The sequence below is a fragment of the Streptomyces spectabilis genome (assembly GCF_008704795.1).
GTDB lineage: Bacteria > Actinomycetota > Actinomycetes > Streptomycetales > Streptomycetaceae > Streptomyces > Streptomyces spectabilis.
In genome coordinates, this window is the sequence record NZ_CP023690.1 from 4,565,691 (window position 1) to 4,581,133 (window position 15,443).

Below are 15,443 nucleotides of genomic sequence, written 5' to 3' on the forward strand. Positions count from 1 at the left end.
TAGCGGGTCACCGGCGGGCGCCGGTGTGCCGTGCCGTACGCGCCCCGGCGGGCGGCGGGGGGTGGTGCGCCCCGCGGGGGGCCGGGGCGCCCGACCTCTCACTAGACTGGCTAGAACGTTCTTTCTAGAAAGGTCATGGTTGTTCCGGTGCCCGAGTCCCGCCCGCACGCCCTGTTCTCCTTCGGCACGCTCCTGGACGAGCGCGTCCAGACGACCCTGTTCGGCGGGGCCGTGCCCAGCTCCCCGGCCGCCCTCGCCGGACACACGACCCGGCCCCTGACCATCACCGCCCCGGACGTCATCGCCACCAGCGGCCTGGACGTGCACCTGACCCTGGAGCGGCGCGTCGGCGCCGCGGTGGAGGGCGCCGTGCTGCGCCTGACCGACGCGGACCTCGCGGCGGCCGACGCGTACGAGGTCGACGACTACGTGCGGCGCCGGGTGCGGCTCTCCTCCGGGGAGAGCGCCTGGGCGTATCTGGACGCGCGGCCGCTGCGCCCGGCGGCGCGCATCGTGATCGTCGGCGACAGCATCGCCTACGGCCGCTGCGACCCGTACGGCGGCTGGGCCGGGCACCTGGCGTCCGCCCACATCGCCGCGGACGAGACCGGCCACCGGGTCTTCAACCTGGCCATCCCCGGCAGCACCCTCGCCGACGTCGCCGAGCAGACGCCCGCGCTCCTTCCGCCGCGCCTGCCCGACACCCTCCTGGTCGCCGCGGGCATCAACGACTCCGCCCTGCCCGGCGGCCTCGACCGGCTCGCGCACCACCTCGACGCGCTGGCCGCCGCGGCCCACGCCCACAACGCCCGGCTCGTCGTCGCGGGCCCGACCTGGCTCGACGAGAGCCGGACCGCCGACTACGAAGGCCTGTGCTTCACCGCGGCCCGCGCCCTCGACCTGCGCGAGCGCCTCCGCACCTGGTGCGCCGCGCACCACGCCGACTTCCTCGACCTGTGGGAGCCCCTGCGCGACCGCCCCGACCTCCTCACCGACGGCCTGCACCCGGACCCCGAGGGCCACAAGATCCTCTCCACACATCTGGAGTCTGCGGCACACTGGAGGTTTGGCCGCCCGGCTGATCTCCGGCAGTGATCGCAAGCGAAAGGGCCCGGAACGTGAATGGACCCCTCATCGTCCAGTCGGACAAGACACTCCTGTTGGAGGTCGACCACGAGCGGGCCGACGCGTGCCGTCGTGCCATCGCGTCGTTCGCCGAGCTGGAACGCGCCCCGGAGCACATCCACACGTACCGCGTGACGCCGCTCGGACTGTGGAACGCGCGGGCGGCGGGGCACGACGCCGAGCAGGTCGTGGACGCCCTCGTGGAGTTCTCGCGGTACCCGGTGCCGCACGCGCTGCTCGTCGACGTCGCCGAGACCATGGCCCGCTACGGCCGCCTCACGCTGAGCAAGCACCCGACGCACGGTCTCGTGCTCACGAGCACCGACCGGCCGGTCCTGGAAGAGATCCTGCGGTCGAAGAAGGTCCAGCCGCTCGTGGGCGCCCGCGTCGACCCGGACACGGTCGCCGTGCACCCCTCCGAGCGCGGCCAGATCAAGCAGACGCTGCTCAAGCTGGGCTGGCCCGCCGAGGACCTCGCCGGATACGTCGACGGCGAGGCCCACAAGATCGACCTGAACGAGGACGGCTGGGCGCTGCGCCCCTACCAGCGCCAGGCCGTCGAGGGCTTCTGGCACGGCGGCAGCGGCGTCGTCGTGCTGCCCTGCGGCGCGGGCAAGACCCTGGTGGGCGCGGGCGCCATGGCCGAGGCGAAGGCGACCACGCTGATCCTGGTCACGAACACCGTCTCCGCGCGCCAGTGGAAGCACGAGCTGGTCAAGCGCACCTCCCTCACCGAGGACGAGATCGGCGAGTACAGCGGTACGAAGAAGGAGATCCGGCCCGTCACGATCGCCACGTACCAGGTCCTGACGACCAAGCGGAAGGGCGTCTACCCGCACCTGGAGCTCTTCGACTCCCGTGACTGGGGCCTCATCCTCTACGACGAGGTGCACCTGCTGCCCGCGCCCGTCTTCAAGTTCACCGCCGACCTCCAGGCGCGGCGCAGGCTCGGGCTCACCGCGACCCTGGTCCGCGAGGACGGCCGCGAGTCGGACGTGTTCTCGCTCATCGGGCCCAAGCGCTTCGACGCGCCGTGGAAGGAGATCGAGGCGCAGGGGTACATCGCGCCCGCCGACTGCGTGGAGGTGCGCGTCAACCTCACCGACAGCGAGCGGCTCGCCTACGCCACCGCCGAGGCCGAGGAGAAGTACCGCTTCTGTGCGACGACGGCCACGAAGCGGAAGGTGACGGAGGCGATCGTCCGGAAGTTCGCGGGCCAGCAGATCCTCGTCATCGGCCAGTACATCGACCAGCTCGACGAGCTGGGCGAGCACCTGAACGCGCCGGTCATCAAGGGCGAGACGTCGAACGCGCAGCGCGAGAAGCTCTTCGACGCCTTCCGCGAGGGCGAGATCTCCGTGCTCGTGGTGTCCAAGGTCGCGAACTTCTCCATCGACCTGCCGGAGGCGACCGTCGCCATCCAGGTCTCGGGCACCTTCGGCTCGCGGCAGGAGGAGGCGCAGCGCCTCGGCCGCGTCCTGCGCCCGAAGGCGGACGGCCACCAGGCGCACTTCTACTCCGTGGTCGCCCGCGACACCATCGACCAGGACTTCGCGGCGCACCGCCAGCGGTTCCTCGCGGAGCAGGGGTACGCCTACCGGATCATGGACGCGGAGTCCCTGCTCGCGGAGGACTGAGCCCGTCCGGAGGCCGCGGACGGGCGCGCCGAGGCGATCGACAGGAGCACGAGCGCGTCCGCCGATGCGCTGTCCGGCTCGGCCGCGAAGGTCACCAGGGTCTGCTCCGGCGCGTCCGGCAGCAGCAGCGTCTCCCGGTGCAGGACCAGTTCCCCGGCCATCGGGTGGCGGAGCCGCCAGGTGCCGTGGGAGCTCTCCCGCACCTGGTGCTCCGCCCACAGGCGGCGAAAGTCCTCGCTGCGTACGGAGAGTTCACCGAGGAGCGTGCAGAGGCGGTCGTCGCACGCGTAGCGGCCCAGGTCCAGGCGGAGTGCCACGACCGTGTCGCGCGCCGCCTCCTCCCAGTCCGCGTACAGCTCACGCGCACCGGGGTCGAGGAAGAGCTGCCAGGCCACGTTCCGGCGCGCGGCGGGCAGGGCGTCGAAGTCGGCGAACAGGGCGCGGGCCGGCGGATTCGCGGCGAGGACGTCCAGGCGGGGGCCGACGACGTACGCGGGCACGTCCCCCAGGGCGCGCAGCAGGACCCGGACGCCCTCGCGGACCGGCTCGGGCCGCGCGGTGCGGCCGGAACCGGCGGCTCCGCGCAGGGCGCGCACGAGGTTGCCGAGGTGCGCGCGCTCGGCCTCGTCGAGCCGCAGCACCCTGGCGACGGCGTCGAGCACGCCGTCCGACACGTTCTGGGTCCGGCCCTGCTCCAGGCGCGTGTAGTAGTCCACGCTGACCCCGGCGAGCTCCGCCAGTTCCTCCCGGCGCAGCCCGGGGACGCGGCGGCGGCCGCTGAACGGGCGGACGCCGAGGTCCTCCGGGCGCAGCCGCGCCCGGCGCGACTTCAGGAAGCTGGCGAGTTCGGCGCGGAAGTCCATGGCCTCATTGTCCTCGCCCCCCGCCAGCCTGGTTCTGCCGGACCCAGGGTCGAACGGAGCCCTGGGTGAGGTGGCCGGACGGCGGCAGAGTCGGAGCCACCGGGCACCACCCGGCCCGCCGGGGGCCGGGGCCCCGCCCACCGACTCCTGGAGCCTGCCATGACCACGACCACCACGGACCGCGTCGGCCCCGCCGCCTCCGCCCTTCCCCTGACCGGCCGGGTGGCGGTCGTCACCGGCGCCTCCAGCGGCATCGGCGCGGCCACCGCGCGGCTGCTCGCCGCACGGGGCGCCCGGGTCGCCCTGCTCGCCCGGCGCGCCGACCGCCTCGCCGGTCACGTCGCCGCGATCGAGGCGGCGGGCGGCACGGCGTTCGCCGTCCCGGCGGACGTCACAGAGCCGGACGCGGTCACGGCGGCCGCCGACCGCGTCCGCGAGCGGTACGGCCGGGTCGATCTCCTCGTCAACAACGCGGGCCTCGCCCTGCCGGACCTGCTCGGCCAGGGCGGCGCCAACTGGCGGCGCATGATCGAGGTGAACGTCAACGGCGCCTTCGCCGTCACCGAGGCGTTCGTCCCCGACCTGGTCGCGGCGGCGGCCGAGCGCGACCACGCGGACCTGGTCACCATCTCCTCCGCGGCCGCGACGTCCGTCCTGCCGGGCTTCGGCGGCTACGCCGCGTCGAAGGCCGCCGTGAGCCACCTGCTGCGCAACCTCCGCGCGGAGCTGAGCCCCAAGGACGTACGCGTCACGACCATCGAGCCGGGCACCGTCGACACCGAACTGCGCGATCACCTCGGCGACCCCGAGCTGACGGCCGCCGTCCAGGGGTTCGTGGACTCCCTCGGACAGCTCCCCACGGGCACCGACGTGGCCGAACTGATCGCCTTCGCCGTCACCCGCCCCCGCCATGTGAACCTGCCGCTGCTCACCCTCCTGCCGACGCGCGAGGCGTGAGCCCGGCCAAGGGGGGTCAGCGGCGGCGGACGCCTGCTTCCTCGGCGTACTCGCCGAGGACGACGACGCCGACGACGGCGCCCACGAAGACCTTCGCGGCGCGCAGGGCGTCGCCGACGCGGTGCGGCCGGTGGGCATCGGAGACGGCGGTCGCGCCGTCGGCGCGGCGGAGGCCGGCCGGGGCCGTCGGGGCGGACAGGGACGCGGGGGTGATGACTGCGCTGCTCATGTCTCCATGGTCGGATCCCGGGCGTCCGCGCACATCGGCCTGCGGGTCCAACCGCCCGTGTCCGCCGTAGGACTCCGGGACCGGGCGCTCTACGCCTTCGGACGGACGGCGACCCTGAGGCCCTTCTCAGGGATGACTCGGGGTTCGGCTTCCGGACCAGGGACAGGGCGGGGGGACGACGGAACGGCCGGGAAAATCGTTGGTGCCGCCACGGGCGGCTCACCTAGGATGCCTCTTTCCTCGCGACACCCCCGCCTCCCGCCACGGAGCGCCGCCGCCCGGTCGGAAACCGGCGGCCCTGAGTCACGCACCGAGAACGTCCGTACCCGGAGGCAGCCCCGTGAACGCCGTATCCGCCGACCCCCTCGCCCGCGAGCGGGCCCATCTGACCTCGTCCCGCGCCGCGCTGCGCGCCATGCGGGAGGACGTCGAGGCCCTGGACATCCGCGACGTCACCGCGAACTGGGTCAACGCCGAAGTCCTCCAGGGGCAGATCGACGACCGGATCAAGGCCCTCGCGGACCTCGCGCACACGCCGCTGTTCTTCGGCCGGCTCGACTACGCGCACGCGCCGGGCGCCGAGGAGGCGGAGGGCGCCGAGGGCGAGCGGTTCTACATCGGACGGCGGCACGTGCACGACGCCGCGGGCGACCCCATGGTCATCGACTGGCGCGCGCCCGTCTCGCAGCCGTTCTACCGGGCGTCCAAGAAGGACCCGATGGACGTCACGCTGCGCCGCCGGTTCGGGTACACCGGCGGCGACCTGACCGCGTACGAGGACGAGCACCTCACCGACGCGACGGAGGCCGAGCAGGTCAGCAAGCTGCTCCAGCAGGAGATCGAGCGGCCGCGCGTGGGCCCCATGCGCGACATCGTGGCGACGATCCAGCCGGAGCAGGACGAGATCGTCCGCAGCGGGCTCGCCGGTTCGGTGTGCGTGCAGGGCGGCCCCGGCACCGGGAAGACGGCCGTCGGCCTGCACCGCGTCGCGTACCTCCTCTACGCCCACCGCGAGCGGCTCGCCCGCACGGGCACCCTCGTCATCGGGCCGAACCGCTCCTTCCTGCACTACATCGAGCAGGTCCTGCCCGCCCTCGGCGAGTTGGAGGTGAAGCAGGCCACGGTCGACGACCTGGTGGCGCACGTGGAGGTGCGGGGCACGGACGACGCGGCCGCCGCCCTCGTCAAGGGCGACGCCCGCATGGCCGAGGTGCTGCGGCGGGCGGTGCGCTCGCACGTCACGCCGCCCACCGAAGGCGTCGTGGTCGTGCGCGGTTCCCGGCGCTGGCGCGTACCGTCGTACGAACTCGACGACATCGTGCGGGAGTTGCAGGCCCGCGACATGCGCTACGGCGCCGCGCGCGAGGCGCTGCCGCAGCGGATCGCGCACGCCGTGCTCGTCCAGATGGAGCGGTCGGGGGAGGCGCCCGACGACCGCGTGCAGGACGCGGTGGCCCGCAACGCGGCGGTGAAGGCCGCGGTCAAGGCGGTCTGGCCGCCGGTCGACCCGGCGAAGCTGGTGCACCGGCTGCTCTCCGACGCGGAGTTCCTCGCCGCGCACGCCGAGGGCGTCCTGACCGACGAGGAGCAGAAGACGGTCCTGTGGGCGAAGCCCGCGCGGACGCCGAAGAGCACCAAGTGGTCCGCCGCGGACGCGGTGTTGATCGACGAGGCGCACGACCTCGTCACCCGCACCCACTCCCTCGGCCACGTCGTGCTCGACGAGGCGCAGGACCTGTCGCCCATGCAGTACCGCGCGGTGGGGCGCCGCTGCACGACCGGCTCGGTCACCGTCCTCGGCGACCTGGCGCAGGGCACCACGCCGTGGGCGACGCCGACCTGGGCCGAGGCGCTCGGGCACCTGGGCAAGGAGGAGGCGGTGGTGGAGGAGCTGACCGCCGGTTTCCGCGTGCCGCGCGAGGTCATCGCGTACGCGTCGCGGCTGCTGCCCGCGATCGCGCCGGGCCTGACCGAGGTGGCGTCGGTGCGCGAGTCGCCCGGTTCGCTCGCGGTGCGCGAGGTCGGGCCCGGCGGCCTGGACGCGGCGGTGCTCGACGCCTGCGCCGAGTCGCTGCGGCGCGAGGGGTCGATCGGGCTCATCGCGGCGGACGCGCGGGTGCCCGCGCTCGCCGCGGCCCTGGACGCGGCGGGCGTCCCGTACCTCTCCCCCGGTGAGGAGACCACCGCCGAGGCCCGCCTCACCCTCGTGCCCGCCTCGCTCGCCAAGGGCCTGGAGTACGACTACGTGGTCCTGGACGAGCCCGCCGCCGTGGTGGACGGCGAGCCCGACGAACGCACCGGCCTGCGGCGCCTGTACGTGGCCCTGACCCGAGCGGTCTCAGGCCTCACGGTCCTCCACTCGGCCCCACTGCCCCCGGCGCTGGCCTGACCCGCCGGGCCCGGCCCGGGCCCCTGCCGTCCGCCCGTTCTTCCGCGCGCGCAGCGACGCACGACGCCGCCGCGCCGCGGCGGGTGTCTCCCACCCACCCACCCGTCACTCGGCGGCCTTGCCGGGCACGGCCGCCCGCGCTGGGTCGCCGGGGTGGTCATGGGCGGGTGGGCGGGAAAGCATCCGCCGCGGAGCGGCGGCGCCGTGGGGGGCGGCCCGCACCCGAAAACGGCTCAGGCGTCGACGGCCCCGCGCCACGTGGCCACGGCTTCGGCCGAGAGGGCCCGGCCCCACCCGTGGGGCCTGGCGGCGCCGCCGATGTGGAAGGCGTCGAGCCCAGCCGCCTTCAGCCGCGCGAGGTGTTCGAGGCGGAGCCCGCCGCCGACGAGCAGCCGCGGCTCGTAGCCGGGCTCCCCGGACCGCGCGGCCTCGCCCACGAGGGTGGGCAGCCCCTCGTCGACCCCGCCCGCGGCCCCCGCCGTGAGATACGTGTCGAGCCCGGGCAGCTCCGCGAGCTGCTTGCGCAGGGCGTCCCGGTCGGCGGCCCGGTCGATGGCGCGGTGGAAGGTCCAGCGGCAGCCGTCGAGCGCGTCGACGATGGCCTCGACGGCGGCCAGGTCGGGCCCGCCCGCCTCGTCGAGGAAGCCGAGGACGAACTCGTCGGCGCCCTCGGCGCGCAGCTCGCGCGCACTGCGCACCAGCTCGCTGACGTCACCCGCGGCGAAGCCGTCGGCGACGCGCAGCATCACGCGCAGGGGGATGTCCACGGCGGCCCGGATCGCGGCGAAGTCCGCGCGGGACGGCGTGAGGCCGTCGGCGGCCATGTCGGTGACCAGTTCCAGCCGGTCCGCACCTCCGGCCTGGGCGGCGATCGCGTCCTCGGCGTCGAGGGCGATCACCTCCAGGAGTGCGCGCTTGCTCATGGGTGCCTTCCTTCGGGCCTTCTGCGGAGCCGACGTCGTATCGGCGGCCGCACCACAGAAACACAGGTCTAGTCCAATTACCAGGGTACGCGCAGATCACCCCGGCGCGCAGGGAGGACGCACCGGGGTGATCAAGCCAGAAGGGCTCGGATACCTCAGCTCAGTGGCTGGAAACCGCGCAGCCGCAGGCTGTTGCCGACCACGAACACCGAGGAGAAGGCCATGGCCGCACCCGCGATCATCGGGTTGAGCAGCCCCGCGGCGGCCAGCGGAAGCGCCGCCACATTGTAGGCGAAGGCCCAGAAGAGGTTGGACTTGATGGTGCCGAGGGTCTTGCGCGAGAGCCGGATCGCGTCGGCGGCGGCGCGCAGGTCACCGCGGACGAGGGTCAGGTCGCCCGCCTCGATCGCGGCGTCCGTGCCGGTGCCCATCGCGAGCCCCAGGTCGGCCTGGGCGAGGGCGGCCGCGTCGTTGACGCCGTCGCCGACCATGGCCACCGAACGCCCTTCGCCCTGGAGCCGCTTGACGACGTCGACCTTGTCCTGGGGCAGGACCTCGGCGATGACGTGCTCGGGCGCGATGCCCACCTCGGCGGCCACGGACGCGGCCACGGCCTTGTTGTCACCGGTCAGGAGGATCGGGGTGAGGCCGAGGTCGCGCAGTCGCCGAACGGCCTCGGCGCTGGTCTCCTTCACCGCGTCGGCCACTTCGAGCACGGCCCGCGCCTCGCCGTCCCAGGCGACGGCGATGGCGGTGCGGCCCGCCGCCTCGGCCTCGTCCTTGGCCTTCTTCAGGCCCTCGGGCAGGGGGATCACCCACTCGGCGAGCAGCTGCTCACGCCCCACGAGCACCGCATGCCCCTCGATGACGCCCTGCACACCGAGCCCGGGGACGTTCGCGAAGTCCTCGGGCGTGGGCAGCGCGCCCACCTTCGCGGCCGCCCCGGCGGCCACGGCCTGCGCGATCGGGTGCTCGGAAGCGTGCTCCAGGGCGCCCGCGAGCCGCAGCACGTCCGTCTCGTCGGTGCCGTCGGCGACGACCGTGCCGAGCAGGGTCATCTTGCCGGTGGTGACGGTGCCGGTCTTGTCCAGGACGATCGTGTCGACGCGCTTCGTGGACTCCAGGACCTCGGGGCCCTTGATGAGGATGCCGAGCTGGGCGCCGCGTCCGGTGCCGACCATGAGCGCGGTCGGGGTGGCGAGCCCGAGGGCGCACGGGCAGGCGATGATCAGGACGGCCACGGCGGCCGTGAACGCGGCGGTCAGACCCGCCCCGTTGCCGAGCCAGAAGCCGAGCGTGGCCACGGCGAGCGCGATGACGACGGGGACGAAGACCCCGGAGATGCGGTCGGCCAGGCGCTGCGCGGCGGCCTTGCCGTTCTGGGCGTCCTCGACGAGCCGGGCCATGCGGGCCAGCTGGGTGTCGGCGCCCACGCGGGTCGCCTCGACCACGAGCCGCCCGCCGACGTTCAGGGTCGCGCCGGTGACGGCGTCGCCCTCGCCGACCTCCACGGGCACGGACTCGCCGGTCAGCATGGAGGCGTCCACGGCGGAGGCCCCCTCGACGACGCGCCCGTCGGTGGCGATCTTCTCCCCGGGCCGCACCAGGAACCGGTCCCCGGTCATCAACTCACTGACTAGAACGTTCTTTTCAGTGCCATGACGAAGTACCGTGACGTCCTTGGCGCCCAGCTCCAGCAGCGCGCGCAGCGCCGCGCCCGCCTTCCGCTTCGAGCGGGCCTCGAAGTACCGCCCGGCGAGGATGAACGCGGTGACACCGGCCGCGGCCTCCAGATAGATGTTCCCGGCGCCGTCGGTGCGCGCGATGGTCAGCTCGAAGGCGTGCGTCATGCCCGGCTCCCCTGCCGAGCCGAAGAACAGCGCCCACAGCGACCACAGGAACGCCGCAGACGTACCGACCGAGATCAGCGTGTCCATCGTGGCCGCGCCGTGCCGCGCGTTGGTGACCGCCGCCCGGTGGAAGGGCCAGGCGGCGTACGTCACCACGGGCGCGGCCAGGGTCAGGGACAGCCACTGCCAGTACTCGAACTGGAGCGCGGGGACCATCGCCATCGCGATGACGGGCACGGACAGGAGCACGGCGGTGACGAGGCGCTGCCGCAGCGGCCGCAGCTCGGCACCCTCGCCCTCACCGTCCGCTTCTCCCCCGCCCCCCTTCTCCGCGCGGGGCGGCGCGGGTTCCTGGGCGGTGTACCCGGTGGCCTCCACGGTGGCGATCAGATCCGCGACGGCGACGCCGTCGCCCTCGAAGCTCACCTTCGCCTTCTCCGTGGCGTAGTTGACGGTCGCCTCGACGCCGTCCATGCGGTTCAGCTTCTTCTCGATGCGGGCCGCGCAGGAGGCGCAGGTCATGCCGCCGATGGAGAGTTCTACCTGCGTAGTGGACATGCCCTCTGCTCCTCACGCCGCGATCCGGTATGCCTGTCAACGAGGATCATTTATACCCCCAGGGGGTATCGAACGCAAGGGAGGCCCGCGCTTGACTTCATACCCCCCAGGGGTATCGTCAACGGCATACATTCCCCTCACGAGGAGCCGCCGCCATGAACACCGGACTCAAAATCACCGCCTTCGCAGCAGCCGTCGCGGCGACGTTCGGCACCACGTACGCCGTGGGCGCGAGCGTGGACACGGTGGGCGAGCCGGTCGCCCACAGCGAGGAACACGGCGCGCGGGACCGGGGCGGGCGCGGGGACCACACCCCCGGCGGCCTCCAGATCGCGGCCGACGGCTACGCCCTCGACCTGCGGACCCCGCGCGCCGAGGCGGGCGACCGCACCGACCTGCACTTCAGGATCCTGAAGTCGGACTCGGGCCGGGCCGTGACCGCGTACGCGCGGGACCACGGCAAGGAGCTGCACCTGATCGTCGCCTCACGCGACCTGACGACGTACCGCCATCTGCACCCCACCCGGTCCGCCGACGGCACCTGGTCGGTCCCGGCGACCCTGCCCAAGGCCGGGGACTACCGCGTCTTCGCGGACTTCAGGCCCGAGCGGGCGAAGGAGAAGGTGACCCTGGGCGCGGACCTGGCGGTGACGGGCGCGTACGCCCCCGCGCCCACGCTCGCGCCCGCCGCCACGGCGAAGCTCCCGGGCGGTTACGAGGTGCGCCTGGACGGCGCCCTGATGCCCGGCGAGCCGGGCGAACTGACCCTGCGCGTCACGCGCCGGGGCAAGCCCGTCACCGACCTCCAGCCGTATCTGGGCGCGTACGGCCACCTGGTCGCGCTGCGCTCCGGAGACCTGGCCTACCTCCACGTTCACCCGGGCGGTGAACCCGGCGACGCCGGGACGGAGCCGGGCCCCGAGGTCTCCTTCACGGCGACGGCACCGAGCGCGGGCACGTACCGGCTGTTCCTGGACTTCCGGCACGAGGGAAAGGTGCGGACGGCGCCCTTCACCCTGCGGGTGGGCGAGGGCGGGGGCGCCGCGCACGAGACGCCCACCGACGGCGGCAGCCACGGCCACTGACGGCCTGAGGCTCAGCCGAAGATGGTCAGCTCGTCCTCCGTCGCGCCCGCCAGCTCGAACGGGGTGTTGCCCAGCGGGCGGCCCGCGTAGAGCCGCACCAGCGTCGGCGCGTCGCCGATGTACCGCGCGGGCGGGCGGCGGCCGTCGTTCACGCCGAGGATCAGCGGCTCGTCCAGACCGTCGACGTCGGCGTGCAGCGGAAGCGCCGAGCGCTGCCTGCTGAACTCCGCGAGCAGCGGAAGCGCGTCCCCGAGTCCCGCGCCCCCGTAGGCGCCGGGAAGGTCCCACGCGTCCCGTACGTCACCCGCGTGCACCCACTCGCCGAGCGCGACCCCGTCGAACAGGCCCTTGGACGCGGCGATGGCGGCGCCCGCGTTCGTCATGCCGTGCTCCAGCTCGTCCACGATGCGCGAGACGGGCCAGTCCGCGCGCTCGGCGATGTCCCGGTCGTTGCCCTCGGCGGTGAACACGCCCTCCTCGAACCGGCTCTCGACCACGCGGGTCAGCGCGGCGGCGCAGTGGGCGAGCACGTGGCGGACCGTCCAGCCCGGGCAGCAGGTGGGCGCGGCGAAGGCGGAGGGGTCCGCGGTGCGCAGGAGGGGGATGAGGGCGTCTCGTTCGGTACGCAGGAGTCGGCCGGGGCGGTCGGATTCCAACGCCGCGCCGGGCGTTGAGGGCTCGCTCGTCATGCCGGCCACCCAACCGCCCCGGGCGCCGCTTGGCAACGCCCCACCCCTGGCCTCTCCCCCACCCACCCGCCCTCCCCACACCCTCCGACCAAGCCCTTCCCCCACCCACCGGCCCGGCTTTTCCCCTCCACCCGCCCATCGGCCTCCGGCCTCGCCCACACCCACCGGACCGGCTTTCCCCCACCCGCCCGCCCATCGGCCTCCGGCCTCGTCCTCAAACGCCGGACGGGCTGGATTCCGCCCCGGGCACCGCCGGAACAGCCGAACTCCACCGGGCCCTTGCCGCCAGGCAGGAACGGGCAGTCCCACCCACCCGCCCCCACCATGGCGTAGCCACGAGCCCGCGCCGCAGCAGCGGCGAAGCAACCGGCCGCCGGCCCCCGAACTGCCAGGCCGAGCCCCGGCCAGAAAGCCGAAACGGCACGGGCAGTCCCACCCACCCACCCCCACCACGACGCGGAACGGAAGCCCCACACCACAGCAGCGGCGGGCCAACCGGACAACGGCCCGCGAGCCGCCAGACCGGGGCCCGACCAGAAAGCCGGGGTTGCACGGGCAGCCCCACCCACCCCACGCCAAGCACCAGCAGGCCAACCAGACCACAGCCCACAAACCGCCAGACCGAGGCCCGACCAGAAAACCGACATGGCACGGGCAGTCCCACCCACCCGCCCCCACCACGGCAGCAGCGACGGGCCAGCCGAACGACGGGCATCGAGCCGCTAGGCCCGGGGCCAGCACCGGGAAGCTGGGGTGGCACGGTGGGTGGAGAAACCGCCGCGGCAGCGGCGGGCAGACGCACGACGGGCCGCGAGCCGCCAGGTCGGGGTCCGGCCGGGAAGCCGGGGTGGCACGGGTGGGGGGTGGGAGAGATCCCGCCGCGGCAGCGGCGGGGCGGCCGGACGACGAGCCGCGAGCCGCCAGGTCGGGGCCAGACCGGGAAGCCGGGGTGGCACGGGTGGGTGGGTGGGAAACCCGCCGCGGCAGCGGTGGGCAGACGCACGACGGGCCGGGAGCCGCCAGGTCGGGGCCAGACCGGGAAGCTGGGGTGACACGGGCGGGCGGGTGGGAGAGATCCCGCCGCGGTAGCGGTGGGGCGGCCGGACGACGGGCCGGGAGCCGCCAGGTCGGGGCCGGGCCGGAGAGTTGGGCAGGCACGGGTGGGCGGGTGGGAGGGGCCGCCACGGGCGCGGCGGGGCGGGAGCCGCCAGGGCGGGGCCCAGCCAGGAAGCCGCGCGGGTACGGGTGGGGGGTGGGAGAGGCCGCCCCCGGCCGAGGCGGGGCCAAGCCATGGAGCCGCGTAGGGTCGGAGGTATGGCCGACCCGCGTGAAGAGCTCCGCACCCGCTGGCAAACCACCCTCACCACAGCCCGCCACAAACCCAACCCCCCGCCCCCCGGGCCCTACGCGGACAACCTCCTCACCCGCTGGTCGGAGCCACACCGCCGCTACCACACGACCACCCACCTCACCGCCGTGCTCGACCACATCGACACCCTGGAACAGCACGCGGACGCCCCGCACTTGGTGCGGCTGGCGGCCTGGTTCCACGACGCCGTGTACGCCCCGGACCGCTCGGAGAACGAGGAGCGCAGCGCCCGCCTGGCCGAGCGGGCCCTGCCGGAGGCGGGGCTCACGGACGAGGACACGGCGGAGGTGGCCCGCCTGGTCCGGCTGACCGTCACGCACGACCCGGCCGACGGGGACCGCGACGGCGAGGTCCTGTGCGACGCGGACCTGGCGATCCTGGCCGCGCCCCCGGACGCGTACGCGGCGTACGCGGCGGCGGTCCGCGAGGAGTACGCCTTCGTGCCGGACGAGGCGTTCCGCCAGGGCCGCGCGGACGTGCTGCGCCAACTCCTGGCGCTGCCGCGCCTGTTCCGCACCCCGCACGGGGCCGCGCACTGGGAGGCCCCGGCGCGCGAAAACCTCTCGGCCGAGCTGGCACTGCTCACGTAGCCTCACGGCCATGCTGACGATGGGCGCGGACGAGATCGACGAGGCGGTGGCACACGCGTGCGGGGCGCTGCGCGCGGTGGCGACGGCGGAGTACGACTGGACGCGCCCCGCGGGCGGCCTGGAGTGGAGCTGCCTGGCGACGGCGGAGCACGTCGTGAGCGACTTCACGGCGTACGCCGCACAGCTGACGGGCCGCACGAAGGACTCGTACATCCCCCTCGACATCCGGCTCGAAGAGGGCACGGACCCCGCGGCGGCGGTGCACGCGATCGAGGCGTCGGCCGGCCTGCTCGCGGCGGTGGTGCGCACGACGCCGAAGGACGTGCGCGGCTACCACCCATTCCCGTACGGCAGCGCGGACGCGCGCGGCTTCGCGGCGATGGGCATCGTGGAGCTGCTGCTGCACACGTACGACGTGCTGAGCGCGTTCGAGGTGGCGTACGAGCCCCCGGAACGGCTCTGCGAGGCGCTGCTTGCCTGGCAGTTCCCGCATGTGCCGCCTGCCAGGGACGGCGCCTCGCAGTGGCGGACGCTGCTGTGGGCGACAGGGCGCGGCACCCTGCCGGGGCGGTCACGGCCGGAGCGCTGGCGGTGGCACAACCAGATCCATCTGCCCGCGGAGCGCGTGGCGCTCCTGGAGGTGGCGCCCCCGGCGCTCGCCGACCTCGCCGCGGGCGGCACCGGCGGCTTCGACTGGATCGAGGGCGGCCCGTGCGAGGGCACCCGGATCGGCGCCGGGATGATCGCGAAGGCGTACGCGGCGGGCACGCACCGCCCCGAGTGGGGTTCGTACGCGATCCGGCGGACCGCCGACGGGCTCGCGGTCGGCGCCATGGGCTTCCACGGCGCCCCCGACCACGAGGGCTGGGCGGAGGTCGGCTACGACCTGGCCCCCGCGGCCCGCGGCAACGGCTACGCCACGGAAGCGCTGCGCGCGCTCGCGACGTGGGCCCTGGCCCTGCCCGGGGTCCGGGGCATCCGCGCGGTGGTCGACGAGGGCAACGCGGCCTCGGAGGCGGTCCTCACCCGAGCGGGCTTCCAGCGGGACGCGGACCGGGAGAACCAACGGACCTACACGTTGTCAGCCCACCCAGCCCACCCCGGCGAACCGTCCAGCCCGTCCGACGTTTGAGGCCGAGGCGCGCAGCGCCGACGAGGGCAGCAGCGCCGCCACGGGCA

12 protein-coding genes are annotated in these 15,443 nt (G+C 74.3%); 7 read left to right on the top strand and 5 right to left on the bottom strand.

Going from position 1 to position 15,443, the window contains the following annotated elements; genetic code table 11:
* Positions 1 to 147: 147 nt before the first annotated feature.
* Together CP982_RS19725 and CP982_RS19730 are read left to right on the top strand one after the other, a co-directional pair.
* Positions 148 to 1,095 carry a GDSL-type esterase/lipase family protein gene (locus tag CP982_RS19725; protein ID WP_212669192.1) on the top strand — a complete coding sequence of 316 codons (948 nt, stop codon included), beginning with the start codon at positions 148 to 150 and terminating at the stop codon, positions 1,093 to 1,095.
* 23 nt (positions 1,096 to 1,118) lie between these two features.
* Positions 1,119 to 2,762, top strand: coding sequence for a DNA repair helicase XPB (locus CP982_RS19730; protein WP_150511763.1), 1,644 nt, complete (start codon positions 1,119 to 1,121; stop codon positions 2,760 to 2,762).
* Here the strand turns inward: CP982_RS19730 and CP982_RS19735 are convergent.
* On the bottom strand, positions 2,720 to 3,625 hold the full coding sequence (locus CP982_RS19735; protein WP_150511764.1) for a helix-turn-helix transcriptional regulator: 906 nt from the start codon (positions 3,623 to 3,625) through the stop codon (positions 2,720 to 2,722). The genes CP982_RS19730 and CP982_RS19735 overlap by 43 nt on opposite strands.
* A 159-nt stretch (positions 3,626 to 3,784) precedes the next feature.
* Between CP982_RS19735 and CP982_RS19740 the strand changes: the two genes are divergently transcribed.
* On the top strand, positions 3,785 to 4,582 hold the full coding sequence (locus CP982_RS19740; RefSeq protein WP_150511765.1) for an SDR family oxidoreductase: 798 nt from the start codon (positions 3,785 to 3,787) through the stop codon (positions 4,580 to 4,582).
* Positions 4,583 to 4,598: 16 nt separating this feature from the next.
* Here CP982_RS19740 and CP982_RS19745 read toward each other — a convergent pair whose 3' ends face one another.
* Entirely contained in the window at positions 4,599 to 4,811 is a 213-nt protein-coding gene (locus CP982_RS19745) for a hypothetical protein (protein ID WP_150511766.1), read from the bottom strand.
* Positions 4,812 to 5,226: 415 nt separating this feature from the next.
* On the opposite strand from CP982_RS19745, the gene CP982_RS19750 reads away from it, so the two are divergent.
* Entirely contained in the window at positions 5,227 to 7,200 is a 1,974-nt protein-coding gene (locus tag CP982_RS19750) for a HelD family protein (RefSeq protein WP_150515581.1), read from the top strand.
* Positions 7,201 to 7,433: 233 nt separating this feature from the next.
* Here CP982_RS19750 and CP982_RS19755 read toward each other — a convergent pair whose 3' ends face one another.
* Both CP982_RS19755 and CP982_RS19760 read right to left on the bottom strand, forming a co-directional pair.
* On the bottom strand, positions 7,434 to 8,123 hold the full coding sequence (locus CP982_RS19755; RefSeq protein ID WP_150511767.1) for a copper homeostasis protein CutC: 690 nt from the start codon (positions 8,121 to 8,123) through the stop codon (positions 7,434 to 7,436).
* Positions 8,124 to 8,278: 155 nt separating this feature from the next.
* Complete coding sequence (locus CP982_RS19760) at positions 8,279 to 10,531, bottom strand: heavy metal translocating P-type ATPase (protein ID WP_150511768.1); 2,253 nt, start codon at positions 10,529 to 10,531, stop codon at positions 8,279 to 8,281.
* A 155-nt stretch (positions 10,532 to 10,686) separates the two neighbouring features.
* Between CP982_RS19760 and CP982_RS19765 the strand changes: the two genes are divergently transcribed.
* Positions 10,687 to 11,616, top strand: a complete 930-nt coding sequence (locus tag CP982_RS19765; RefSeq protein ID WP_150511769.1) for a hypothetical protein — start codon at positions 10,687 to 10,689, stop codon at positions 11,614 to 11,616.
* 11 nt (positions 11,617 to 11,627) lie between these two features.
* On the opposite strand, the gene CP982_RS19770 is transcribed toward CP982_RS19765, so the two are convergent.
* Positions 11,628 to 12,305, bottom strand: coding sequence for a maleylpyruvate isomerase family mycothiol-dependent enzyme (locus tag CP982_RS19770; protein ID WP_150511770.1), 678 nt, complete (start codon positions 12,303 to 12,305; stop codon positions 11,628 to 11,630).
* Positions 12,306 to 13,619: 1,314 nt separating this feature from the next.
* Between CP982_RS19770 and CP982_RS19775 the strand changes: the two genes are divergently transcribed.
* Entirely contained in the window at positions 13,620 to 14,264 is a 645-nt protein-coding gene (locus CP982_RS19775) for an HD domain-containing protein (RefSeq protein WP_150511771.1), read from the top strand.
* A 10-nt stretch (positions 14,265 to 14,274) separates the two neighbouring features.
* A complete protein-coding gene (locus tag CP982_RS19780; protein WP_150511772.1) occupies positions 14,275 to 15,396 on the top strand; it encodes a GNAT family N-acetyltransferase in 1,122 nt (373 codons plus the stop codon).
* Positions 15,397 to 15,443 lie beyond the last annotated feature (47 nt).